28 protein-coding genes are annotated in these 21,568 nt (G+C 45.6%); 17 read left to right on the top strand and 11 right to left on the bottom strand.

The window, feature by feature from the left end; genetic code table 11:
• Positions 1 to 357 precede the first annotated feature (357 nt).
• Positions 358 to 2,313, bottom strand: coding sequence for an SUMF1/EgtB/PvdO family nonheme iron enzyme (locus ACUVJL_RS19550; protein WP_445247360.1), 1,956 nt, complete (start codon positions 2,311 to 2,313; stop codon positions 358 to 360).
• A gap of 56 nt (positions 2,314 to 2,369) precedes the next feature.
• Here ACUVJL_RS19550 and ACUVJL_RS19555 point away from each other — a divergent pair, with 56 nt between their 5' ends.
• The gene (locus ACUVJL_RS19555; protein ID WP_445247361.1) at positions 2,370 to 2,681 is read left to right on the top strand and encodes an S-layer protein; all 312 of its coding nucleotides are present in this window, start codon (positions 2,370 to 2,372) and stop codon (positions 2,679 to 2,681) included.
• A 137-nt stretch (positions 2,682 to 2,818) separates the two neighbouring features.
• Here ACUVJL_RS19555 and ACUVJL_RS19560 read toward each other — a convergent pair whose 3' ends face one another.
• From ACUVJL_RS19560 to psbH, 4 genes are all read right to left on the bottom strand, one after another.
• Positions 2,819 to 3,085: a DUF3146 family protein gene (locus ACUVJL_RS19560; protein ID WP_333163143.1), complete on the bottom strand. Its 267-nt coding sequence runs from the start codon at positions 3,083 to 3,085 to the stop codon at positions 2,819 to 2,821.
• On the bottom strand, positions 3,082 to 3,744 hold the full coding sequence (gene pth, locus ACUVJL_RS19565; protein ID WP_015176009.1) for an aminoacyl-tRNA hydrolase: 663 nt from the start codon (positions 3,742 to 3,744) through the stop codon (positions 3,082 to 3,084). The genes ACUVJL_RS19560 and pth overlap by 4 nt, the downstream gene beginning before the upstream one ends.
• On the bottom strand, positions 3,745 to 4,005 hold the full coding sequence (locus ACUVJL_RS19570; protein ID WP_445247362.1) for a TatA/E family twin arginine-targeting protein translocase: 261 nt from the start codon (positions 4,003 to 4,005) through the stop codon (positions 3,745 to 3,747).
• Between the two features lie 151 nt (positions 4,006 to 4,156).
• The gene (psbH, locus tag ACUVJL_RS19575) at positions 4,157 to 4,360 is read right to left on the bottom strand and encodes a photosystem II reaction center phosphoprotein PsbH (RefSeq protein WP_006633692.1); all 204 of its coding nucleotides are present in this window, start codon (positions 4,358 to 4,360) and stop codon (positions 4,157 to 4,159) included.
• 212 nt (positions 4,361 to 4,572) lie between these two features.
• Between psbH and psbN the strand changes: the two genes are divergently transcribed.
• The 11 genes from psbN (at position 4,573) to ACUVJL_RS19630 (ending at position 14,795) form a co-directional block, all read left to right on the top strand.
• Positions 4,573 to 4,704 (top strand): photosystem II reaction center protein PsbN, encoded by a 132-nt coding sequence (psbN, locus tag ACUVJL_RS19580; protein WP_193971847.1) that lies wholly within the window; start codon positions 4,573 to 4,575, stop codon positions 4,702 to 4,704.
• 427 nt (positions 4,705 to 5,131) lie between these two features.
• Entirely contained in the window at positions 5,132 to 6,232 is a 1,101-nt protein-coding gene (gene aroC / locus ACUVJL_RS19585) for a chorismate synthase (protein WP_445247363.1), read from the top strand.
• 1 nt (position 6,233) lies between these two features.
• On the top strand, positions 6,234 to 7,145 hold the full coding sequence (locus ACUVJL_RS19590; protein ID WP_172189691.1) for an MBL fold metallo-hydrolase: 912 nt from the start codon (positions 6,234 to 6,236) through the stop codon (positions 7,143 to 7,145).
• A 391-nt stretch (positions 7,146 to 7,536) separates the two neighbouring features.
• A complete protein-coding gene (locus tag ACUVJL_RS19595; RefSeq protein WP_445247364.1) occupies positions 7,537 to 8,070 on the top strand; it encodes a hypothetical protein in 534 nt (177 codons plus the stop codon).
• A gap of 69 nt (positions 8,071 to 8,139) precedes the next feature.
• Positions 8,140 to 8,658 (top strand): RNA-guided endonuclease InsQ/TnpB family protein, encoded by a 519-nt coding sequence (locus tag ACUVJL_RS19600; protein WP_445247365.1) that lies wholly within the window; start codon positions 8,140 to 8,142, stop codon positions 8,656 to 8,658.
• Positions 8,624 to 8,755, top strand: coding sequence for a zinc ribbon domain-containing protein (locus tag ACUVJL_RS19605; RefSeq protein WP_445247366.1), 132 nt, complete (start codon positions 8,624 to 8,626; stop codon positions 8,753 to 8,755). The genes ACUVJL_RS19600 and ACUVJL_RS19605 overlap by 35 nt, the downstream gene beginning before the upstream one ends.
• Positions 8,756 to 9,222: 467 nt before the next feature.
• Positions 9,223 to 10,203 carry a hypothetical protein gene (locus ACUVJL_RS19610; protein WP_333126026.1) on the top strand — a complete coding sequence of 327 codons (981 nt, stop codon included), beginning with the start codon at positions 9,223 to 9,225 and terminating at the stop codon, positions 10,201 to 10,203.
• Positions 10,204 to 11,272: 1,069 nt separating this feature from the next.
• Complete coding sequence (locus ACUVJL_RS19615; protein WP_445247367.1) at positions 11,273 to 11,866, top strand: class II aldolase/adducin family protein; 594 nt, start codon at positions 11,273 to 11,275, stop codon at positions 11,864 to 11,866.
• A 392-nt stretch (positions 11,867 to 12,258) separates the two neighbouring features.
• Complete coding sequence (locus ACUVJL_RS19620; protein WP_445247368.1) at positions 12,259 to 13,488, top strand: RNA-guided endonuclease InsQ/TnpB family protein; 1,230 nt, start codon at positions 12,259 to 12,261, stop codon at positions 13,486 to 13,488.
• Between the two features lie 109 nt (positions 13,489 to 13,597).
• On the top strand, positions 13,598 to 14,152 hold the full coding sequence (locus ACUVJL_RS19625) for an Npun_F5560 family protein (protein WP_445247369.1): 555 nt from the start codon (positions 13,598 to 13,600) through the stop codon (positions 14,150 to 14,152).
• A complete protein-coding gene (locus ACUVJL_RS19630; RefSeq protein ID WP_445247370.1) occupies positions 14,145 to 14,795 on the top strand; it encodes a hypothetical protein in 651 nt (216 codons plus the stop codon). Before ACUVJL_RS19625 ends, ACUVJL_RS19630 begins: the two co-directional genes overlap by 8 nt.
• A 44-nt stretch (positions 14,796 to 14,839) precedes the next feature.
• Here ACUVJL_RS19630 and ACUVJL_RS19635 read toward each other — a convergent pair whose 3' ends face one another.
• Positions 14,840 to 15,184: an STAS domain-containing protein gene (locus ACUVJL_RS19635; RefSeq protein ID WP_445247371.1), complete on the bottom strand. Its 345-nt coding sequence runs from the start codon at positions 15,182 to 15,184 to the stop codon at positions 14,840 to 14,842.
• A 351-nt stretch (positions 15,185 to 15,535) separates the two neighbouring features.
• Here ACUVJL_RS19635 and ACUVJL_RS19640 point away from each other — a divergent pair, with 351 nt between their 5' ends.
• From ACUVJL_RS19640 to ACUVJL_RS19650, 3 genes are all read left to right on the top strand, one after another.
• The gene (locus tag ACUVJL_RS19640) at positions 15,536 to 16,159 is read left to right on the top strand and encodes a DedA family protein (RefSeq protein ID WP_445247372.1); all 624 of its coding nucleotides are present in this window, start codon (positions 15,536 to 15,538) and stop codon (positions 16,157 to 16,159) included.
• Positions 16,160 to 16,482: 323 nt separating this feature from the next.
• Positions 16,483 to 16,614: a hypothetical protein gene (locus tag ACUVJL_RS19645; protein ID WP_445247373.1), complete on the top strand. Its 132-nt coding sequence runs from the start codon at positions 16,483 to 16,485 to the stop codon at positions 16,612 to 16,614.
• Complete coding sequence (locus tag ACUVJL_RS19650) at positions 16,598 to 17,008, top strand: hypothetical protein (RefSeq protein WP_445247374.1); 411 nt, start codon at positions 16,598 to 16,600, stop codon at positions 17,006 to 17,008. The genes ACUVJL_RS19645 and ACUVJL_RS19650 overlap by 17 nt, the downstream gene beginning before the upstream one ends.
• A gap of 137 nt (positions 17,009 to 17,145) precedes the next feature.
• On the opposite strand, the gene ACUVJL_RS19655 is transcribed toward ACUVJL_RS19650, so the two are convergent.
• Positions 17,146 to 17,418 (bottom strand): hypothetical protein, encoded by a 273-nt coding sequence (locus ACUVJL_RS19655; RefSeq protein WP_445247375.1) that lies wholly within the window; start codon positions 17,416 to 17,418, stop codon positions 17,146 to 17,148.
• 12 nt (positions 17,419 to 17,430) lie between these two features.
• Between ACUVJL_RS19655 and ACUVJL_RS19660 the strand changes: the two genes are divergently transcribed.
• Positions 17,431 to 17,733, top strand: coding sequence for a hypothetical protein (locus tag ACUVJL_RS19660; RefSeq protein WP_445247376.1), 303 nt, complete (start codon positions 17,431 to 17,433; stop codon positions 17,731 to 17,733).
• Positions 17,734 to 17,749: 16 nt separating this feature from the next.
• On the opposite strand, the gene ACUVJL_RS19665 is transcribed toward ACUVJL_RS19660, so the two are convergent.
• From ACUVJL_RS19665 to ACUVJL_RS19680, 4 genes are all read right to left on the bottom strand, one after another.
• Positions 17,750 to 18,094, bottom strand: coding sequence for a type II toxin-antitoxin system RelE family toxin (locus ACUVJL_RS19665; RefSeq protein WP_445247377.1), 345 nt, complete (start codon positions 18,092 to 18,094; stop codon positions 17,750 to 17,752).
• 12 nt (positions 18,095 to 18,106) lie between these two features.
• A complete protein-coding gene (locus tag ACUVJL_RS19670) occupies positions 18,107 to 18,370 on the bottom strand; it encodes a type II toxin-antitoxin system Phd/YefM family antitoxin (protein WP_445247378.1) in 264 nt (87 codons plus the stop codon).
• A 379-nt stretch (positions 18,371 to 18,749) separates the two neighbouring features.
• Positions 18,750 to 19,952, bottom strand: a complete 1,203-nt coding sequence (locus ACUVJL_RS19675) for an argininosuccinate synthase (protein ID WP_445247379.1) — start codon at positions 19,950 to 19,952, stop codon at positions 18,750 to 18,752.
• A 19-nt stretch (positions 19,953 to 19,971) separates the two neighbouring features.
• Positions 19,972 to 20,235: a hypothetical protein gene (locus ACUVJL_RS19680; RefSeq protein ID WP_445247380.1), complete on the bottom strand. Its 264-nt coding sequence runs from the start codon at positions 20,233 to 20,235 to the stop codon at positions 19,972 to 19,974.
• Positions 20,236 to 20,380: 145 nt separating this feature from the next.
• Between ACUVJL_RS19680 and ACUVJL_RS19685 the strand changes: the two genes are divergently transcribed.
• Positions 20,381 to 21,319 (top strand): glycosyltransferase family 2 protein, encoded by a 939-nt coding sequence (locus ACUVJL_RS19685; RefSeq protein WP_445247381.1) that lies wholly within the window; start codon positions 20,381 to 20,383, stop codon positions 21,317 to 21,319.
• Positions 21,320 to 21,568 lie beyond the last annotated feature (249 nt).

Raw genomic sequence — 21,568 nt, forward strand, 5'->3', positions numbered from 1 at the left:
TTATAATTATAATCTGTTCTGCGGTAAATCTGAAAAAAAAATTAGTTTACTACGCTGGAACCCATCCTAAATCAGCACCAACTCCTCCGTAAATAAACCAGACTATTTCAGCAGACTTGTCTCTACAGAAAGCATTGGCAAAGTGACAGTGATTTTCCCAAACAAGACTTACGCACAGGTGGCCAGAAACCGGGTTTTTGACGATAATCCTTCGCTGTACTCCACAGAAAGAGTAAAAAACCCGGTTTCTTTGTCGGAAGTGCATCCAGGAGTGCAAAAAAAATCGAGTCGCCAGAGGCGACCAAAAAAGTGAAAAAGAAAGAAGAGTAAAGAGCAAAAGGGTAAAAGAGCAGAGAGCTAAGAAGTCCACGCAGCCACACACACAACCCGAAAACCGACGTAGCCGCCGTTCTCGATGATCAGCGGATCCTCGACGCGACAAGCAGAACGGCAATCGTGCGGAGAGTGGCCCCACGAACCTCCACGGGACACTCGGTTTTTGCTATCTTCACCACTTTCCCAAGCACTACCATTAGTCGGCGCACCGTTATAATCAGGATGCCAAACATCTTGACACCATTCCCAGACATTCCCGTGCATATCGTAAAGTCCAAAGCTATTAGATGGAAAACTACCCACAGCAGTTGTTTTTTGACGATAGGTTCCCTTCGGTGCAGAACCATAGGGATAATTCCCGTCATAATTAACTAAATCGGGGGTAATAGTCTCCCCAAAATAAAAAGGTGTAGTCGTTCCTGCACGACAAGCATATTCCCATTCGGCCTCACTAGGCAATCTATAAGTGTGTTTAGTTAGTTGAGATAACCTCGCACAGAATTCTATAGCATCATCCCAAGATACTTGCTCAACAGGCAAATCATCACCTTTAAATCTAGATGGATTAGCGTTGAGATCAATCTTGACTTTTGGTAAATCGGCCACAGCACGCCACTCGGCCTGAGTCACCTCATTTTTTCCCATAAAAAAAGCAGGGACATTAACAGTACGCTGCGGCCCTTCTGCCGGATATTGTCCTGCTTCCGTATTGGGGGAACCCATGACGAAACTGCCGGCAGGAATTGCCATCATCTCTAAAGTAATGCCATTGGCGATAGTTTCTGTAAAAACCTGTGCTTGACTTTGGCTGCGCTTGGTGATTTCCCCGGTTGAATTCACTGTCACTGTTTCAAATTGAACTGTTTTTAGGGGATTTGACGATACTTTTGGCGCTGGAGTTTTTGGTGGTGCTGGTTCTGGTTGTCGCGTTTCTGGAGGTGGCAAAGGAGATGGTGTATCCTTGGGTAATATCGGTGGCGATGGCTGAGCCGTTGGAGTTTGAGAGGAGTTGTTTAGCAAGTTTTGAATCACAACTGCACCGACAAGTCCTAGTCCACCAAAACCCAAGAATTGTAATACAGTTCGCCTTGTAGTGTTAGTCGAAATTACACGCACTAGCGAAGCTGGTGTCGGAGAAGGTGGTGGCGGGGAAGACTGCGACAAAGATAAAATTGCTTGCAATGCTTCCTCTGCATTTTGATAACGCTGACTGAAATTGTCGCGCACCATTTTATCTAAAACATTAGCTAAATTATTACTCACTTGAGCCTGATTTCGCCAAATTACCTCTCCTGTCCGCGTATCTTCTCGTAAGTTAAAAGGATGTTCACCAGTCAATGCTTGAATTCCAATCATCCCCACTGCATGAATATCACTGGCAAATCTAGGTTTGCCCTTCGCTTGTTCGCTCGGCATATAACCAGGAGTACCAATTGCAATAGTTAAGCTAGTTTGCTTTTGAGCATTCACAACTATTGTGCTAATTTCCTTGACAGCGCCAAAGTCAATCAAGACAATTTTACCATCTTGGCGACGCATTAAATTATCAGGTTTAAGATCGCGATGAATCACCTTTTGCTGATGAACAATGGCTAGAATTTCTAAGATATTGTGCAATAATGTAATAGTATAGGATTCGCTTAATTTTTTACCTGGAATCAGTTCTTTCGTAAGGTCATGTCCGGCGATAAAATCTTGCACCAAATAAAATTCCCCATTTTCCTCAAAGTGGGCGGAAAGCTTGGGGATTTGGTCGTGTAGACTACCCAATTTATACAGAGTTTGGGCTTCCGTCTCGAATAAGCGTTTGGCAATTAGTAAAAGGTCAGGGTCAGCGTTTTGCGGTTTAAGATGTTTGACAACGCACTGGGGATGTCCGGGTAAGTCTAAATCTTTGGCTAGGTACGTGTGGCCAAAACCGCCTTTCCCCAAGAATTTGATAATTTGATAACGATGGCGGAGGGTACGACCCAGCATAGTTTTCAGGTAATGCAGTGGAAGTTAGGATATATTGCCGCACAAGAGGAAATTAGATGCTTAAACTCAGAATCGTTTCCACAATTATACTGCTAATTAGTGCCAGTTGTTCATTTCCCGTACAAGCACAAAATCCTGCACAAATAAAGCAAAATAACTCTTTAGTTCAAGTGCAGCCAACGCGAGAACAAATTCTCAATGCTTGCGTGCAGAATCAGGCTGAAACCCTGCCAAATCCTTTTACCGATGTACCTTCCGATCACTGGGCTTACAAAGCAGTTTTGACGATGTATTATTGCGGCGCTTACCGAAAAGCAACGCCACCTGCTTTAATTCAAGAATTGCTGCAATCAACACAAACAAATTGACCATCCCGAATTTCATCTGCGTTAATCCGCGTTCATCTGCGGTTAAAAAAACAAAAACCGCAGATGTAAGGCAGATAAACACAGATAAACGCAGATAATTTGAAGATAATTTGGGAATGAGTGCAAGAGGTATATTTTTAAAACTGAGCCCGAACCGTAAACGAATAATCCCCACCAGGTTCAAGCTGATAATCCCACTTTTCCAGAAAGCGGTGCAGCGGTTCCTGAATCAATGCCCTACCCTGAGAAGGCTCAAGTATCAGTGTTTTTTCTGCCGTGAAACGCCACTGAAACTGCCACTCAAAATTGCCGGCAGTCACTTCACCCTCAATCGTGCCTTTTTGCCAAGATTGGCCTGTAACCCGGACATATGCAGTTGTTTCAGGCAAACGTCTCGAACTCACCTTTTTGTTTCCGCGTTTGTTTCTGCAATTGTGCGACTATTGTAAAGGCTCATGGCTTTTTCTACTCCTTGGTGCAGACTCAGTTCCACAGCTTCTACAACCAGTTTAAGCACTTTCTCTACTAACTGACTTTCCTCTGAGGAAAATTTTCCTAAAACGAAGGAAATCGTATCTTTCTCATTTTTAGCAGCATCGTTTTGAGGTTTGCCGATGCCAATCCGCAAGCGGGGAAATTTGTCTGTGCCTAAATGAGAAATTGTCGATTTCATGCCGTTGTGTCCGCCGGCAGAACCGGCAAGCCGCATTCTCAATTTCCCGATCGGCAAATCCATATCGTCGTATACTATTAATACCGACTCCGCAGGTATTTTGTACCAATCCGTCGCCGCCCGAATCGCTTGACCGGATAGATTCATGTAAGTAAGCGGTTTCAGCAAGCGGATTTTCTGTCCCCGCGGCCGGTTTCCCTCGCCAAATATGCCTTGAAATTTGCGATTTTCCGACAGCGAAATCTGCCAAGATTTAGCCAAGGCATCGACAGCATTAAAGCCTATGTTGTGTCGGGTGCGATCGTATTTAGGTTCGGGATTTCCCAACCCAACTATTAGCTGGGGAATCACTAACTCCGCTGGTGTTTCCGACTTCTGAGTGTTGTTCATTTAACTCTCTGTGCTATCTTCCTTGGGAGTAGCCGCGGCGAGTTTTTCAGTTTCCGGTTTGCTGCTAGTTGCTACTGCTTCTTCTAACTGCTTGGCTTCCCGCGTGAACTCCGACTCAAAATCCCGCGAAGCATCTTGAAAGCCCCGAATTGCCTTCCCCATACTCCGGCCGATTTCAGGTAATTTTTTCGGACCGAATACCAATAGGGCGATCGTAAAAATAACTGCCATTTCCGGCAAACCAATGCCAAAAATATTCATGGTTTTTCTCCTGCAATTTGTTTAGTTAATTCCTATTTATTTACGGAAAAAGTAATCGAAAGGGGTAAGGAAAAATGGAAAAACTTAGCTTTTACCCTTTCTCCTCAACCCTCAGCTTTTACTTTTAGCCTTACTGTTTTGTGATCAATTTTTAGCGGCCGAGACTCGACCAATCGACATCCACATTCTCCAGAATCAGTGAAGAGTTGTAGATTTGCAAAATAATCAACAAGAACACGAAAAATAGTCCAATGAACACGCTCATCAATAGCGTGGTTCCCCAGCCGGGGGCTACCTTGCCGTATTCTGAGTTAAGGGGTTTGAGTATATCTCCTAACCAAGTCCGTTGTGCCATAAGTCACCTGCAATGAATCTCTACAGAAAAGTTTGACATATTTCTACCGCTAATTGCGATCGCAATTTCTCAGAAATGCGGCAGGGGGACTGGGAGAAGGGGAAGTGGCGGTGGGCTGCCATAGCGTACTGCGCCTAAAATCACTAGACTTTCAGACGGATTGTTATTTTTTGTAATATTATAGAGTGGAGCACTCATAATAGATCAAAAATATGGAACCCGCAGCAGTTCTCGGCATTTCTCTCGGTATGTGTCTGGTGGCAATCACTGGTTTCTCGATATACACGGCTTTCGGTCCTCCCGCTAAGGAATTGAGAGATCCTTTTGAAGAACACGAAGACTAAAGAAGAAGAAAGTTCGGCAACGGATTTGGTAACAGATGGAAGGAAGAAGTCCGAGGGAAGTCGTCAAGCGTGAAGTCGTCGGAGGGAACATTTTCACAATTCCCCCCCCCCTGGACCACTCGGACACTCTCCATCGGGGGCAGGCACTCAGGGCATCGCCCCTACAAAACCTCTCTCTGACCGAAAGCATCCAGGATACAAGCCCCCGAATTCATCCGTCCAGAAATAAAAAACCTGTATCCGAGAAACTTGCCCCCCGAATTTATCCGTGGGGTCAATGCTTCAATTCGATAATCTAAAATCTCAAATCTAAAATCGATTGACTCTCCCAGTCAATGCTATGTTCTTGAGAAATACAGTAAATCTATATTTGAAAAATCTATCTCCCAGTTAAAGTAAAAATTATCAAGTTTCAGGCAAAAGCATAATGGGCAATACCTTTGGGCATTTATTTCGGATATCGACATTTGGGGAATCTCACGGCGGCGGTGTGGGAGTAGTAATTGATGGTTGCCCGCCCCTGGTGTCGATCAACGCATCGGAAATTCAAGCCGAACTCGATCGCCGCCGCCCCGGCCAAAGCAAAATTACCACACCTCGCAAAGAAGCAGATACGTGCGAAATTCTGTCGGGGGTGTTTGAAGGCAAAACTTTGGGAACGCCGATCGCAATTTTAGTCCGCAATCAAGACACTCGCCCCCAAGATTACGGTGAAATGGCGACTACCTATCGCCCTTCCCACGCTGATGCTACCTACGATGCAAAGTACGGAATTCGTAACTGGCAAGGCGGAGGTCGCAGTTCGGCGAGGGAGACAATAGGTAGAGTAGCAGCAGGGGCGATCGCTAAAAAAATTCTCTTCCAAGCAGCAGGAGTCTCCATAGTTGGCTACGTCAAACGCATCAAAGACTTAGAAGGTGTCGCCGACCCGGACACTGTTACCTTAGAACAAGTAGAAAGCAACATCGTCCGCTGTCCAGATGCCGAATGCGCCGAAAAAATGATTGAACTGATCGAAAAAGTTCGCGATAGCGGAGATTCGATCGGCGGTGTAGTCGAATGCGTCGCCCGCAACGTACCCAAAGGGCTGGGAATGCCCGTATTCGACAAACTCGAAGCCGACTTGGCCAAAGCCATCATGTCCTTGCCCGCCAGCAAAGGCTTTGAAATTGGTTCGGGCTTTGCCGGGACTCTACTCAAGGGCAGTGAACACAATGATGAATACTATACTGATGAACAGGGGGTAATTCGTACAGTGACGAATCGCTCCGGTGGAATTCAGGGTGGCATTGCTAACGGTGAAAATATCATTTTGCGGGCGGCCTTCAAGCCAACTGCGACAATTCGCCAGCAGCAGCGTACAGTAACCCGAGAGGGCGAAGAAACGCTTCTGGCTGCAAAAGGACGGCACGACCCTTGCGTTTTGCCAAGAGCTGTGCCAATGGTGGAAGCAATGGTAGCTTTAGTGTTGTGCGACCATCTGCTGCGCCATCACGGACAATGTGGAACCTTAAAGCCTGAATTTTAACATGGAAATCAGCTTGTCCTCTGTAGCGGCAACTCCCGTTGATTGCCCTCAACCCTCCGAAGCAATAAAAGGTATAGATGATTTTGTAGTACAGTTCTGGGGCGTGCGGGGCAGTGTGCCGACACCCGGAGAGGAAACAGTTCGCTACGGTGGCAATACTTCTTGTTTGGAAATGCGAGTCGGTGGAAAACGCTTGATTTTTGACGGCGGAACTGGCTTGCGGATGCTGGGAGACCAGTTGGTGCAAGAAATGCCCGTGCAAGCTTATATGTTTTTTACTCACTATCACTGGGATCACATTCAAGGATTCCCGCTGTTCGCCCCAGCTTTTATCCGGGGCAATAGCTTTGATATTTACGGCGCGACTCCGCCGGATGGAGAGTGCATGAAAAGGCACTTTGTCGAACGGGTACTGCACTCGAATTCGCCGGTGCCGCTGATGGGTTTGCAGGCAGATTTGAATTTCTACGAACTCAATCACAACCAGACGATGATGCTGGACGATATTGAGATTAGGACGGGTTCTCTGAATCACCCCAATACTGCTATGGGATATCGGGTGACTTGGCAGGGACGATCTGTTGTTTACTGTTCGGATACCGAACATTTTCCCGATCGGCTAGATGAGAATGTCTACAATTTAGCCCTCGACGCTGACGTGCTGATTTACGACGCGATGTACACAGACGAGGAATATCACAACCCCAAGTCTCCGAAGGTGGGTTGGGGACACTCGACTTGGCAGGAAGCGGTGAGAATGGCTAAGGAGGCCCGGGTGAAACGAGTGGTGATTTTTCACCATGATCCGGCTCACACTGACGATTTTCTCGATCGCATCGCCGAAGACGTGCAAATCGCTTTTCCGAAGGCTGTCATGGCCCGCGAGGGTCTTATTTTGCCGATCGGCTTCTGAACCTTCCCCTAGGCGAGATCGATCGAACCATCAACCGATCGAACCCTAATTGTTATATGAATATGTGGATCTGGTCTCGCGCCCAGATTCACAATTTTTTTTAATATGCAGCAAACTCTTAACGCCATGGTATAATTCTTGATTGTTAAGTTTTTACGCAGAGTATTTAAGGTTTTTTTTATTGTTCAACCGCGTCCGCCAGACGCCAAGACGTAAGATAATTGGAGTTCAACTAAATCGCCAAATACTTTGCTAAACTTACTCATAGTTAATCTTTACAGGAATTTTTACCTGTGGAAAGTTGCCGATTTGGGAAAATTAGTTGGAGTGTTAAATAAGTCTAGGCCTCGAAACTGTACCCCATCAAACACAACTTTAGGTAGGTCTAAGTATGTTTGCTATCAAACGAGCACTCAAATTAAATAATAGAGAAGCGACCTTGATGGCGAAACACGCAGGATTTAGGCGGGTTGTCTTCTCCATGGGATTGAGTCTTCGGACTCAGATGTATGGCCGCGTCAAGCTTTCCGACTCGAAGGCGATCGACGAACTCAAGAAAGTTTTGACCAATCATGTCAAAAAACAACCCGGATTTGCTTGGATGAATCAATTATCTAGCCGAGTATACCAAAACGCATTAATTGATTTAAAAGATGCTTTTAATCGGTATGGCTCAGGAAAGTCAGCCCATCCAACATTCGCTAGTCGTCGAGATGGTCAATCATTTACAGTAGATTCGTCAAGCCCAAAGGTTGTACAGAATGCAGGGAATACGATTAAGATTCCTACAGTAGGAACATTCCAAGGTCATGAACCACTCGAAAGTGGTTTTGTTTCCCAGACTTTTACCATATCAAAAGAAGGGAGTCGTTGGTTTGTCTCATTATGTGTTGATGCGGAACGTTTAAACTGTTGCGGCATTTAAATTGTATGTCAAAAAAAAATCAAAGTCTTGTGGGGTGGGCGTCCCGCCCGCCCTGAATATACAATTAAAATGCGCGACAGCTTACCAGTCCAGCAACTTCAGGAATCCGTAGGTAGGGATTTAGGAATTAGAGCCTTTGCTACCCTGAGCGAAGTCGAAGGGTCAAACAATCAAGTTTTTGATGCACCAAAGCCGTTAAAGCAAGCGAAAACCAAGCTAGCAATATTACAACGTAAAGCTTCAAGACAAGTAAAAGGCTCTAAAAACCAGCGCAAAACCTACAATAAAATTAGTCGGGTTCACTCGCGGATATCTGGCATTCGTAAGGAGTTTTTACAGAAGTTGACAACTCCCACCGTTAAAACTTTTAAACTGATTAAGAGTGGAGAATTGAAGGTGAAAGGGATGATGGCTAATCATAAACTTAGCTTGGCGATATCTGACCTGGGCTTTTATGAATTCAGGCGTCAACTTGAATATAAGTGCAAGATGTATGGAGCGAATTTAGTGCTGGTAGATCGATGGTTTCCTAGCTCTTTAACTTGCTCGAACTGTGGCAGCAAACAAGATATGCCACCCTGGCATTAGGACTTACGATTGTCCTTCTTGTGGCAGATCGATTGACCGTGATTTGAACGCCAGTATCAACATTTTGAACTGGGAACCCTCCGCGATCAGGGGATAGCCTACTTATCTTGGGATAGCCGACTCCCTCCACTACGTTCCGCCCAAAAGCGTAGGAATTAAACACTAATTATCTAAAGAAAACTTTTGGTAAGTTTAGAGAGGTTTTATGAAGGAGGATTGCCAAGGGCGAAAAGGTGACAGTTTTGAATGTCAACAAACACGGCGAGGCGAGGAGATCGCAGGCCTGAGTGCTAGTCTGATGCCAGTAGACTTCCAGAAGCGTTGTTACAGATTAATTATTAAGCACAAAAACTGAAGTTATAGCTCTGATAAAATAAAAGCGCGATCTGTTTTTTCGGCTCATGAATATTGACAACTCTGAAAAGCTAATAGCTTTTCGCTACAAGCTGAGAAATTTTTCAGCAGTCAATTGGACTAACAAGAAAGAAACGATCGCTCTTGGGTTTGACAGTAGCAGCAGCAAGCGAATGTTATGACTTGACTATCAAAATGGGAAATTTACGTTTGAGATCTTCAGCAAATCAATACAGATGGATTGCCTTAGGCAGTTTTGCTGTAATTATGGGTATTTCAGGCGCCCTGGCCTACCGCCTCGCCCCGCCCCCCGGATTCATGGCTCAAGGCACTCTCACTTCTAATAATCCGCCAGTCAAATTTTCGAGCACGGGCACGACAATTCTCAAGCAGGGAGAGCAACTTACCCCGGAGGTTCTCCTAGCAGATAATGTTGTCAAAGCAGTGGCAGATGCAGTTAAGCTGTCGCCCCAGCAAGTTCGACAAAATGCTAGTGTCAAGATTTCTAAGCCGGAACAACCCCTAGAGATTGTTGTTGGTTATCGCTCGCCCGATCAGGAGCAAGCAATCAAAACGGCGGATATGTTGATGAAGGGCATGGTTGAAAAAAGCCGCCTGATTAACAGATATCGGTGGCAATCAGTCAATCAGTCGCTCAACCAACGCTTGGCACAAGTCACTCAAGACCTGAAACAAGCTCAGCAAAAACTCGACCAATACGAAAGAGAGCGCGCTCGCCTGTTGCAGCAAATGAAGCTGCAGCAAGACTTTTACAACAAAACTCAGCTGGCAATGGCGGATACGCAAGCGTCGGAAAAAGAAATGGTCAGCAGTTTCGCCGCCGCTACAGTGCCACAAATTGTGGCGACGCCCACGAGCGATCCCACTGTGCCTCTGATTTTGGGAATTGGTCTGCTGTTGGCGATTTTGGTCAGTCGCGGTTTGATTCCTTCGGTGGCGGATTGGAGGTACAAAGCAGCTTTTCAACGAGAAGAGAGCGACAGGCTCCAAAGTGCTTTGTACCGACTGATCAAAGAAGGCCGCGGCGAAATCACTCTGGTGCGGTTTGCGATGGAGACGCGGCTGTCGCCGGATGTGGCTCAGCGTTTTTTGAACGAACAAGCCGAAGTTTTTAATGCCAATTGCGAAATTAAAGACGACGGCAGCATCTTGTATCACTTCCACATTTAAAGGGCTGCGAGCGATCGCACTCCACAGAAGACTTTAGCCGATCGGGCCATCACTGCTCGATCGGCTTGTTTTTTTATTAATAGGACTTATCTGCTTTGTAAAAATTATCTAAACTTATCCAAAGTTCTCTTTAGATAATTAGTGTTTACTGACAACGCTGTTGGGTAGAGGGCTAATCCCAAGATAAGTAGGTTATCCCCCGATCGCCAACGGTTCTCAACTAAAGATAAGACTGCGTGCGATCGGTAGTCAACTTACCTAAAGTAAATAAGTATAGGCAAGTAAGGATAACTGTTTGGCACTTAAGTCTTACTCAAATTTGGTCGATCGACCATCTCACTCTCAGTCAGCGTGGCTTTACTGGATCTATAACTTATTCTACTACTAGAGATTTTGGTGGAGCCGCCGACGCGAGCTGCCGTTACGGTGATTTTACCCGACATGATATTACGCTCATCAACCCGGTTGATGAGCTTGTAGGGTGCCCCGGAGGTAAAAATTGCTCGCTCGACAGAGGTGTGGACGACCGTAGATCAGCCGATTTTGCAAGTTTTGTCCAAGACTGGCTAAAAAATATTTATTTTTGTGTTCTGTTCGCTTAAATATATGTATAATCATAAAAATAAGTAAAGGGAGGGTTGCTTTTTAGCTAAGTTACGTGATAAAGGGATACTTTATAGTTAAGTAATTCTGAAGGCGTAAGTCAGCTCAGTATAAATAAATTAGTTTAGAGCGATAACTTATTCAGGGATGTTATGTAGTTTCACCTCAGAAACTCGATCGGGCAAGAGCCTGGAACAAAACTCCCATACTTAAACCGTGCGTTTTCATATTTAACTTTTGCAATCACCTAGAGGCTAGACCATGATTTTGGGAATAATTGCTTATTCTTTCGTAGCTTACTTGTTGGTAATGTCGATCGCTAATTACGGCGACAATGGAATGTAGGCTAGTTAAGGCACTCATGCACCTAGACCTAAGGCAGCCGGCAAAAAGAAGCAGTTTGACAACTTCGATTAAGCCTGAGCTTGGGCAGTGTCAGTCGTGTCCGCGATCAGCAGGAAAATAGATGGATGAAGGAGTCGTTAAGTACCGCTGTGACTGGGAAGAGGCAGACCCTGTAGCTGCCGGGAACATAGCAGATTTGATGACCTGGCGCGAAAGGCTCCACTCTTGGGGACTAATTGGCGTCTACGAAAATGGCATCGGGTTTGGGAACGTCAGCGTCAGGCTCGGCAATTCTTGCCAATTCGTGATTTCGGGAACCCAGACTGCACACTTGAGGGATCTGGGGCCCGAATCCTACTGTACTGTTACCGAATTTAACTTGGAACAAAATTTCCTCGGCTGCCGGGGTCCGGTACAAGCTTCGTCGGAGTCCCTGACTCACGCTGCCCTGTACCTTCAGAGAGAGGATGTGGGCGGGATAATTCACGTCCACAATCCTAAACTATGGCAGCAACTGCTGTTTAAGATTCCTACTACTAGAAAAGAAATACCTTACGGCACTCCCCAGATGGCCTTAGAAATGTTTAGACTTTTTGAGCAGGAGAATTTGGCAGAGCGCAAAATTCTGGCGATGGCCGGTCACGAGGACGGCATTATCTGTTTTGGCAGCACCTTGGACGAAGCTGGCAAAGTGCTTTCGGCTGTGATTGGTTAGACCTGAGATCTGGCAATCTTCTCAGAAAACGCTAAGAAGCCTGCTTTATTGACAAAAAACCGAGGATTTGAGGTCGATCTGTGGATGCTTGATGTGAGTTAGACTGAGCTTTACCGTGGACATCTGGGCGCTCGCTCGATTTAGCTAGCCAGACGGGAATCCCCACACTATATCGCTTCGATTAGTGTGGGATGAAAGTCGCGTTTCGCTGTGGATTCCACCGTCAACCAATTCAAAACTATGTTTTGAGCGGTGGGCGGGTGGATGACGAGACAAACAAACTCTTTATTTAATGGGTCTATTTTCTCCTTTGTACTTGACAGTAAATAACGCATTCTGGTACAGTAACACTAATTGACGCGTACCGACTGCGATCCAATATTTGCCAATTAATGAGAACGGCTTACCAGTACAAACTACGTCCAACAAAACAGCAAGTCATTGAGCTAGACAGATGGCTATCCATGCTGTGTGCCCAATACAATTACCTGTTGGCTGATAGATTTAATTGGTACGAACAAAATCGCTCTCCTGTTAACGCCTGCCATCTCGTCTGTTACCTGCCTGAACTGCGAGACAATCCCGATTATTGCTCGGAAAAGAAAACGTTACCTCAACTCAAGAAAACACATCCTTGGTATAGCGAAATATATTCGCAAGTCCTTCAGGATGTAGTTAAACGAGTTAAGACAACATTTGACCGTTTCCTAAAAGGTGATAGCAGCGGAAAACGCAGCGGAAAACCTCGATTCAAAGCTCGCAGCCGCTATCGCACCTTTACTTATCCGCAAATGAAAGAGGGATGCTTACAGGGCAACTTGATTAACTTGCCGATGTTTGGGAAAGTTAAAGTTGTCTTGCACCGTCCTATCCCTGACGGGTTCAAAATCAAAACCGCATCTGTCACCAAGAAAGTTGATGGTTATTACCTGACGCTCTCCCTAGAAGACAAGACAGTTCCAGAGATAAAGCCAGACTTTAATCCTCGCTCGATAACAGGTATTGACGTGGGATTGAAGGATTTTTTGACAACATCTGAAGGCGAAACAGTCGCTATTCCCCAATATTACCGTAAAGAACAAAAATGCTTGCGAACAATTCAAAAGCGAGTGTCACGTCGAAAAAAGGGGAGCAAGAGCAGGCTTAAAGCTATTAAGCAACTGGGCAGACAACACAAGAAGGTTGCAGATAAAAGAAAAGATTTCCACTTCAAGACAGCTAATTGGCTGCTGTCAAAATATGACGTAATCGCACACGAGGATTTAAACATCAAAGGTCTAGCTCGTACAAGGTTGGCTAAATCTGTGTTGGACGCTGGGTGGTCAAGTTTTCTGTCGATACTGACAAACAAAGCCGAAAACGCGGGTTTGTTGGTTGTCCCAGTAAGTGCCGATAATACTTCACAAGATTGTTCTAATTGCGGCGAGAAAGTACCAAAAAAGCTGCATATTCGTTGGCATGACTGTCCTCACTGTGGGTGCAGTCTAGACCGTGACCATAATGCCGCAATAGTAATCAAAAATAGAGCGGTGGGGCAACCCGTTCTTAAAGCTCAGTTAATGTCCTATGCAATAGCAGGAGTCACTGAGAAGCCTACACCATACTTTACTCAGTTGGTGTAGGAGTTGTCACCGTAACGGGTTCAAAACTTTTGAACTGACTCTTGCCTCTGCGGTAAGGGAAAGATATTTTTAAAGAGAAACACATTTATAGCAAAAGCTGAGAGTCATCGTGAACCAGAGTAAACTTGTAAGCTCAAAAGAACTGCAATCAGAAGTATCTCGTCTCACCGAAGAGCTGCAAATGCGCGACCAATTGGTGCAGCAGTTGTCTCAAGAACTTTTCAGGCTGGTGAAGGGAAATTCGAGTTTTGTGCCGGCGCCGGAAGTTTCCGATCGCAACCAGGCTCAAATGCAGGCAATGCGGGAACAACTCCAAGCTGTTGAAGAACAGGTGGGTTTTTATCAGGAACAAATCGCGGAGCGGGATGCTGAGGTTTACCAACTGCGGCAGTCGGTGCAAGAATTGACGGATCGCTCTCGGATGCTAGAACAGGTGGTTCAGGAATTGCCGGGGGTTTACCGCCAGAAGTTTGCCGAGCGGATCGAGCCGATTAAGGAAAAATTGGATCAACTGCAAAAGGAAAATCGCCAATTGCACACAGAGTTGCAAAGCGTAACTTACCGTCTGGCTGTGCGGAGCCGCAAGGCTAAGGGCTTGGATCTGCCGAGCGTAGATGAAACGGACGATCGCGGCATTCAAATGCCGAGCTTTGGCAATGTCTAAGGTTTTGATTGTGGCGGGTGGCGAGAAAGATCCGGCCGTAAGTCTCCAGGCGGCGATCGCTCAATCTAATCCTTTAATTGAAGTCAATATCTGTCGGGTTTCTGAACTCAATTCTGGCGCGATCGCTCCGGGTGGGGCGATCGTTTGTCCTTTGACGCTGGATCTGCCAGAAAATCTGGTTTTTCCGGCTCAAGATGTGTTTCGATTTTGCGGCAATGTTTCGGCGGCGCGCGATCGAGTGGCTCAGGAATTACTTTTTCCCGTCGGCGAGGGCAATTTTTGGCTGCCTGTGGTGTTGACGGCAAAGGGGCCACTATATGCTGAGGTGATCGGTGCGGAAGCTTCTCAGCAGTCTGACGCCTTGAGTTACTCTCAACCGATCCATTTGTCGGATCTTTGGCGGCAGCAGTTGTATGAGTTGGCTTACGGCTTGCTGAATCTTTTAAATGCGCCGCCGGCGACTTATTTGATGCAGTTCGGCTTCGTAGGGGAAAGGATTTGTTTCGATCGACTTTGGCCTTTTCCGGCTGCACCTGCGATCGCTTCTGTCGGGGTTCAACTGCCGGATTTATTTGTCTGTCATTGGTATTGCTTGACAAATAAGCCTATTTATGATATTCAAATTTGCTCTGCGGTTACTTGAAGTCTATTTGAGATTTGAGATTTGCTTTCGGGAGCTCATTTTAATCACGCAACTACAGCCGGAGTTTCAGCGGAGATAATTTGGTCGAAACTGTCGAAGATTTCAAAGAGTTGGTCGAGTTGAGTAATTTCAAATATTAGCCTGACTGTTGCTGAGAGGTTGCAGATGACGAGGCGGCATCCCCGGCGGCGGGCGGCGTTGAGTCCGCCGACTAAGGCGCAGATCCCGGAACTGTCGATAAAATCTACGGCCGCCATGTCTATTATCCAGAGTTTGTGGTGCTCGGGCACAATCTCGGCTAGCTGTTGCTGGAGGAGGCGGCCGGCTTGGGAGTCAAGGCAGTTTTTAGGCTGGAGGATGATGTGTTGGTTGAAGTTGGAATTTTCCATAGCAGTTATCCTACGATCGTAAAGTATGAATAAGTGAGTTTAGTTGCTGATTCTGTTGAAAGAATCAGGGCATTTCAGCTAAGGTTTGAGGAACGGCGATCGCCCGAGGTGGGAATCGGTGGGCAGAGCCGTTGTGATAAATTTAGTAGGAAAACTGGCCGCGCGATCGCCCGGAACGCAACCGCAACAATTCTCGATTAATCTAGTATACCTGAAAGGCTAATTTTTAGTTAAACCAGCGATTGCCAATGTACTGTGTTTTTCATCACAGCGAAAGATTGCACTATTGCCTGAATCAAGCCAATATATAAAAGTATTGAGCTTTGCAAAAGTTTACGAAGGCAGCATCCAATGTCTTTTGAGTTTTTATCGCTAGAGACTATTCAGAAATTTGCCCATGATTACGGCTATTGGGCAATATTTCTGGGAATTTTACTGGAAAATCTGGGAATTCCTCTCCCAGGTGAGACAATTACGATTGCTGGCGGGTTTTTAGCTGGTAGCGGGGAACTGAATTACTGGTTTGTGCTCGCCAGTGCGATCGGCGGTGCGACTGTGGGCGGAAATTTCGGTTATGCGATCGGCAGATACGGCGGCTGGCCACTGCTGCTGAAGCTGGGAAATTTTTTCCGCTTTCGGGAAGAACAACTGTTTGACTTAAAAGAACAGTTTAGCAAAAATGCAGCTAAAGCTGTATTTTTGGGCCGTTTCATTGCACTGCTGCGAATTTTTGCTAGCCCCCTAGCGGGTATTGCAGAAATGCCTTTTTGGAAATTTTCGCTGTTCAACATTTTGGGTGCTGCCAGTTGGGCATCTGTAATGGTAAGTTTATCCTACTTCTTGGGACAAGTTGTGTCTTTAGAGAAGTTGGTAGCTTGGGCTGCTCAATTTGCGGTATTGGCTTTGCTGTTAGCAGTTGCTTGGATTGCAATTCCTATTTGGTGGGAGTCGCGGAGTTTGGACAAGACTAAGTAAGATTGGTGGTTAGACTTTTTGCAATAGTTCTGGATTTTCTGTTTTTAACCGCAGATTAACGCAAATGAACGCAGATATTATCTATTTTTGCAAAAAGTCTAATGATTGTCGATCGCCTATTAATAAGTCGGGACTGAAGTTCTCAAAATCCTCAATTTTGTAGCGAGAACTTCAGTCCTCCCACTCATTTGTGACAATCTAAAGAGAAGGCAGTATAATGAGGCTGCGGCGTTCAATTCCAAGGTGGTAAAACGTCCGAAACTGACCCGTCCAAGAAAAAGCGATTTACAAAACCGGCGACCGATCCAGATAAATGCGCCGAAATGGCTAAAAAATACGGCTGGGATTATCAGAGATTTATTCCTAATAATGACCCTGTTTTGAAGGTATACTGCGAGTTTGTAGGAGAAGAGATTTACTTTCAGGAGCTGTGGTATTATGACCACCAAGATTAACTCGATAAAATGCAAGCCAACACTGAAGATTTACCGCACTGACGGTGCTCAGACTGGATGGGAAAAAAGACTCGATGCCATAGGTTCGGGTACTTACTTGCTGCACGAAGAAATGGATTATTCCAGAAACCGAACTATCCCCAAAATAGGCGATCGCCTGGGAGAGTCTAAACGTTTCGCAGACGGAGAAATTTACCACCGCCAAAGCGACTGGTTAGTCGCAAAAGTACAGTCCTATCCTGGTGTTGGCGAAGACTGCGACTGGGATGAAATCGTACTTTGCTACTGTCAGTTTGAGCCAATAGATTCTCAGTGGGAGAGAGTCGCTACTTTGGAGGAAATTGTAGCGGAACAAGTAGCTAAAGATACGGGTTTGGAGGTAGTTAAGGGTTGAGCGATTCCCTGCGGGATAGCTTCGCTGGCGCGGACTTCAAAACCTCGATCGCTATAATTGACAGAATGCTGCGGACAAGGGAGGAGAAGAAGTGCGATCGTAATTATTAGGGGTGTTTGCTCAAAGGCGATCGCTTACTAAAACCCAAACACTTTAGTAATCAATGGCAGTAGGTTATTACAGAATTCTAAAAGTTTTGTGGCTTGTAATACAGCGGAGATAATTCGTCCCAGCATCCTGTCTGCCTTTTTGGCTTTATTTTTCATTTCTGCATCATTAGGACTTTTAGCAGCTTCAGCTAAGTCTTTTACTTGTTCTAAAGCATCCTCCGTGTCGTCTTCACTTAAATTTGGGTCTGCTTTAATTTCTGCTTGGAGAACGAAATTGACTGGAACGGTTTTTGCTTTCACTCTGACGCACAAGTGAAAATTGCCGAAATACTCGATCGCACTTCCACTCTCTTCATCCCCAACTCCCAACTCCGACTCGCAACACCTGCAGGGAGACAAAACCAACAAGCTGACTTTCTGATCTTCCACCAAAACAAGCTAGGGATACTGAAAATTGACAGCGAATTATCCCATCCAAACACAACAGAAGATGAAAAGTGCGGGCTTTTGATAGATGCTGGCATCAGTCTTGTCAAACATTACGACGCTACCCGATGCAGCGAAGAAGCGGATCTAGTTGTGCAGGAGTTCTTGGAAATATTGAGTCAGGCATAGGTAGGAAAGAGCGCGATTATTCATCATCGCTTTCTGACTCTAGCATCATCTCTACTAACAGTCGCATCGTTACTGTGTAAACATCTCGTTTATCTCCTTCTTTGCGCCGTCCTATTCCCACTACTATAACTAGCACTTTATCTTGTACAATTTGATAAATAATTCGGTAACGCTGACCTACGGCACGGATGCTTCGATAGCCAGTCAACTCTTCTGATAAAGCTTTCCCTTGCTTTTCTGGCTCGTGCTTAAGTTTCTCCAATCTTGCTAAAAGTAATTGTTGCTCCCGCCGATCTTTGATTTCAGCAAATAGTTGTCGCGCTTGTGCAGTCAAAATAACTTGATATTCTACAGGCTCCATTTTTAAGTGCTGTCAAAGTTTTAAATCGGCTTTTAACTGTTGTAAGTCTATTGTTTCTCCCCTCTGAGCTTCTTGAATGCCGCATCGTAACTGGGTCATAAATTCGCGATCTGAGAGAATTTCTAGGGTTTCTAACAGAGATTCAAATTGTTTAAAACTGAGCGCAATGATTGCCGGTTTCCCATCCTTAGTGATGATAGCTGGCTCTGATGCTAAGTCCTCGGGCCACTTTGGCAGTTGTTGTTGCGCTTCTGTAATAGTCAGGTATTTTCGCATATTTGCAGGAGTCAAGTTTTATACTTATTATAGCATGGTTAATCCAGCACAATAGACCTCTTGCAAAAATCCTTTTCATCAATTGATGGGACGGGCTCTGGGGCCCATCCCACAAGAGTTATTTTTTCTTGTGGGATGGGCCGAAGAGCCCGTCCTATTTATTTTTGCAAGAGGTCTAATATCTTCGTTAGCAATCATTTAACAAATAAGGTGCGCCGAGGCGCACCCTACTCTTAGCCTCCGCTTCTTAGGGACGAAAGTTTGTCAGTCCTGGACGCACATCGAGGCCAGAAACCGGGTTTCTTCCTATCTATGGTTGAGAAAGCAAAGATTTTTGAGAGAAACCCGGTTTCTTTGCGTCCATAACTGTTAACAAATTCTAACCCCGATTCTTCTCCGACCAAATGCGGGTTGGTAGTCCCCAAACGTAGACAAACCCTTCGGCCGCCTTGTGGTCGAATTCGTCCTCTGCGCCGTAAGTTGCTAAGTCGAAACTGTACAGCGAATTGTCAGATTTGCGCCCGACAATTGTGGCATTTCCTTTGAATAGTTTCAGCCGCACAGTTCCAGTTACTCGCTTTTGCGTGTCCTGAATAAATGCGTCTAAAGCTGTTTTTAAAGGGTTGTACCAAAGGCCGTTGTAAATCATTTGGCTGTAGGTTTCTTCGATGCCTCGCTTGTATCGCGTTACATCTGCTGTCAGCGTCAAACTTTCTAAGTCCCGGTGCGCGTGCATCAAAACTAAAATCGCTGGTGTTTCGTAAATTTCCCGCGATTTAATCCCCACTAGGCGGTTTTCAATCATGTCGATGCGCCCGACTCCGTGATTTCCAACTATTTCGTTGAGTTGGGAAATTAAGGCGACTGGTGATAACTCTTTGCCGTTCAAACTGACAGGATTTCCGAACTCGAAACCGATTTCAATATATTCGGGTGTGTCGGGAGTTTGCTCGATCGCCTTTGTCATCAAATACACCTCTTCCGGCGGTTCCGCCCAAGGATCTTCGAGGATTCCGGCTTCTATTGCCATTCCCAATAAGTTGCGATCGATACTGTAAGGCGAAGACTTCTTGACAGGCGACGGAATGCCGCATCTCTCGCCGTATGCGATCGTTTCCTCCCGGCTCATTTTCCACTCCCGCGCCGGTGCTAAAATCTTAATCTTGGGATTTAGCGCGCCGATCGACACATCGAACCGCACCTGATCGTTTCCCTTACCTGTGCAACCGTGGGCGATCGCATCTGCACCGTATTTTTCCGCAGCTTCTACTAACAATTTAGCAATTAGCGGGCGAGCCAGGGCAGTCGAAAGGGGATAGCGATTTTCGTAAAGTGCGTTAGCTTGAATCGCTGGAAACGCATAGTCTTTGACAAATTCTTCAGTAGCATCAATAACTAAAGATTCCGAAGCACCGGATGCTAAAGCTTTTTTGCGGATCGGTTCTAATTCGTCTCCCTGTCCCAAATCCGCAGCCAGAGTAATTACCTCTTCCACACCCCACTCGTTTTTGAGGTAAGGAATGCAGACGGAGGTATCGACTCCGCCGGAATATGCTAGTACAACTTTTTTAGCGCGACTCATTGCTATTTACATCCTGAATTTAACTGACATCTTGCACCATTGTCACTAAGCTTTTCAGGGCGGGCAAGATGCCCACCCCACAAAAAAATATCATTTTTGTGGAACAGGCATCTTGCCTGTTCTTGAGAATGGTGCCTGATGTACTGACATCTTGCACCATTGTCACTAAGCTTTTCAGGGCGGGCAAGATGCCCACCCCACAAAAAAATATCATTTTTGTGGAACAGGCATCTTGCCTGTTCTTGAGAATGGTGCCTAATGTGAGGTTTAACCGACTTTTCATTATGCACCTAATTGAGATCGATTCTTGTCAGAAAGAGTACAGATTTATATATTCTTTTTTTGCTAAACTTTGCTATTTCCCCGGGAAGTTGCTGCGAAAAATCTGCTACCGTGGGATACGGTAACTGTGGCGATGGGGAAAAGCCGTGTTTTTTAGTGTTGTGATTCCGACGTATAATCGTAAACCGATTTTGGCAAAATGTCTACTGGCTTTGGAAAATCAGCACTTCGGTGAGATTGTCAGAGAGTATGAAGTAATTGTCGTTGACGACGGATCGACGGACGGGACGATCGAGTGGTTGGTGGCAAATGCCGACTTGTTGCCTCATGTGCGATCGATCGCCCAATGTCACCAAGGCCCCGCCGCTGCCCGGAATTTGGGCGTTGAAGATGCTAAGGGCGATACGATTATTTTTATTGACAGCGATTTGGTGGTAACGGAGCATTTTTTGCAAGCACATGCAGATGCTTTGCTACAGGGTTACCAAGATACTAATGCGGTTTTTACCTACGGCAGCGTGATTAATACTTGCAATTTCGACAATCCTACTTCGGAACCTTACAAAATAACGGATTTTTCGGCTGCTTATTTTGCTACGGGCAATGTAGCCATCGCCCGCCACTGGCTGCTGGCTGCTGGACTCTTTGACACTCGCTTTCAACTGTACGGATGGGAAGATTTAGAATTGGGTGTCAGGTTGAAAAAATTAGGTTTGAAACTGATTAAATGTCCGGCTGCTGTCGGCTATCACTGGCATCCACCTTTTAGTTTAGAGCAAGTTCCGGGCATGATTGACCGAGAAATTCAGCGCGGGAGAATGGGAGTTTTGTTTTATCAAAAACACCCAATTTGGGAAGTACGGATGATGATTCAAATGACTTTTTTGCACCAAATACTGTGGGGAGTTTTATCCTTGGGCGGGATGCTGAACGAGCGGACGATGACTCCTTTTTTGCAGTGGTTGATTGACCGAGGCAAGCCGCAGTTAGCTTTAGAAATTGCTCGAATTTTTCTGAATTGGTATAACGTGAAAGCCGTGTACGCCGCTTGCCGGGAATTGCAGGATCAGACAAAGATACCATAAATTCGACCGAGGGCGCAACTAAAATATAAGATATTCTAGGAGTTTTTCAGAGCGCATTGGTGTCAACTTAAGCTCAAATTTAGTAACGGTATACTGTTTGACGATTATGCGTATATCGCCCTAGCTCTGCTTAAGAAGGAAGGTACAAGAGCGATCGAAGTCCTCATTAAGAAGGGAGATGCGAGGCGGCTCAAGGCTTGAATAGAAACCCGAGAGACAAAGGATTTTAGTTTTAAGTTGACACGAATG

It is taken from the genome of Microcoleus sp. OTE_8_concoct_300 (genome assembly GCF_031383065.1).
In the GTDB taxonomy this organism is placed as follows: domain Bacteria; phylum Cyanobacteriota; class Cyanobacteriia; order Cyanobacteriales; family Microcoleaceae; genus Microcoleus.

Bases quoted from the DNA above. Each gene is read 5' to 3' on its own strand.
- ACUVJL_RS19550 (WP_445247360.1), bottom strand. From the start codon at position 2,313: ATGCTGGGTCGTACCCTCCGCCATCGTTATCAAATTATCAAATTCTTG.
- ACUVJL_RS19555 (WP_445247361.1), top strand. From the start codon at position 2,370: ATGCTTAAACTCAGAATCGTTTCCACAATTATACTGCTAATTAGTGCC.
- pth (WP_015176009.1), bottom strand. From the start codon at position 3,744: ATGAACAACACTCAGAAGTCGGAAACACCAGCGGAGTTAGTGATTCCC.
- ACUVJL_RS19570 (WP_445247362.1), bottom strand. From the start codon at position 4,005: ATGAATATTTTTGGCATTGGTTTGCCGGAAATGGCAGTTATTTTTACG.
- psbH (WP_006633692.1), bottom strand. From the start codon at position 4,360: ATGGCACAACGGACTTGGTTAGGAGATATACTCAAACCCCTTAACTCA.
- psbN (WP_193971847.1), top strand. From the start codon at position 4,573: ATGGAACCCGCAGCAGTTCTCGGCATTTCTCTCGGTATGTGTCTGGTG.
- aroC (WP_445247363.1), top strand. From the start codon at position 5,132: ATGGGCAATACCTTTGGGCATTTATTTCGGATATCGACATTTGGGGAA.
- ACUVJL_RS19590 (WP_172189691.1), top strand. From the start codon at position 6,234: ATGGAAATCAGCTTGTCCTCTGTAGCGGCAACTCCCGTTGATTGCCCT.
- ACUVJL_RS19595 (WP_445247364.1), top strand. From the start codon at position 7,537: ATGTTTGCTATCAAACGAGCACTCAAATTAAATAATAGAGAAGCGACC.
- ACUVJL_RS19600 (WP_445247365.1), top strand. From the start codon at position 8,140: ATGCGCGACAGCTTACCAGTCCAGCAACTTCAGGAATCCGTAGGTAGG.
- ACUVJL_RS19615 (WP_445247367.1), top strand. From the start codon at position 11,273: ATGGATGAAGGAGTCGTTAAGTACCGCTGTGACTGGGAAGAGGCAGAC.
- ACUVJL_RS19620 (WP_445247368.1), top strand. From the start codon at position 12,259: ATGAGAACGGCTTACCAGTACAAACTACGTCCAACAAAACAGCAAGTC.
- ACUVJL_RS19630 (WP_445247370.1), top strand. From the start codon at position 14,145: ATGTCTAAGGTTTTGATTGTGGCGGGTGGCGAGAAAGATCCGGCCGTA.
- ACUVJL_RS19635 (WP_445247371.1), bottom strand. From the start codon at position 15,184: ATGGAAAATTCCAACTTCAACCAACACATCATCCTCCAGCCTAAAAAC.
- ACUVJL_RS19640 (WP_445247372.1), top strand. From the start codon at position 15,536: ATGTCTTTTGAGTTTTTATCGCTAGAGACTATTCAGAAATTTGCCCAT.
- ACUVJL_RS19645 (WP_445247373.1), top strand. From the start codon at position 16,483: ATGGCTAAAAAATACGGCTGGGATTATCAGAGATTTATTCCTAATAAT.
- ACUVJL_RS19650 (WP_445247374.1), top strand. From the start codon at position 16,598: ATGACCACCAAGATTAACTCGATAAAATGCAAGCCAACACTGAAGATT.
- ACUVJL_RS19665 (WP_445247377.1), bottom strand. From the start codon at position 18,094: ATGGAGCCTGTAGAATATCAAGTTATTTTGACTGCACAAGCGCGACAA.
- ACUVJL_RS19670 (WP_445247378.1), bottom strand. From the start codon at position 18,370: ATGCGAAAATACCTGACTATTACAGAAGCGCAACAACAACTGCCAAAG.
- ACUVJL_RS19675 (WP_445247379.1), bottom strand. From the start codon at position 19,952: ATGAGTCGCGCTAAAAAAGTTGTACTAGCATATTCCGGCGGAGTCGAT.
- ACUVJL_RS19680 (WP_445247380.1), bottom strand. From the start codon at position 20,235: ATGAAAAGTCGGTTAAACCTCACATTAGGCACCATTCTCAAGAACAGG.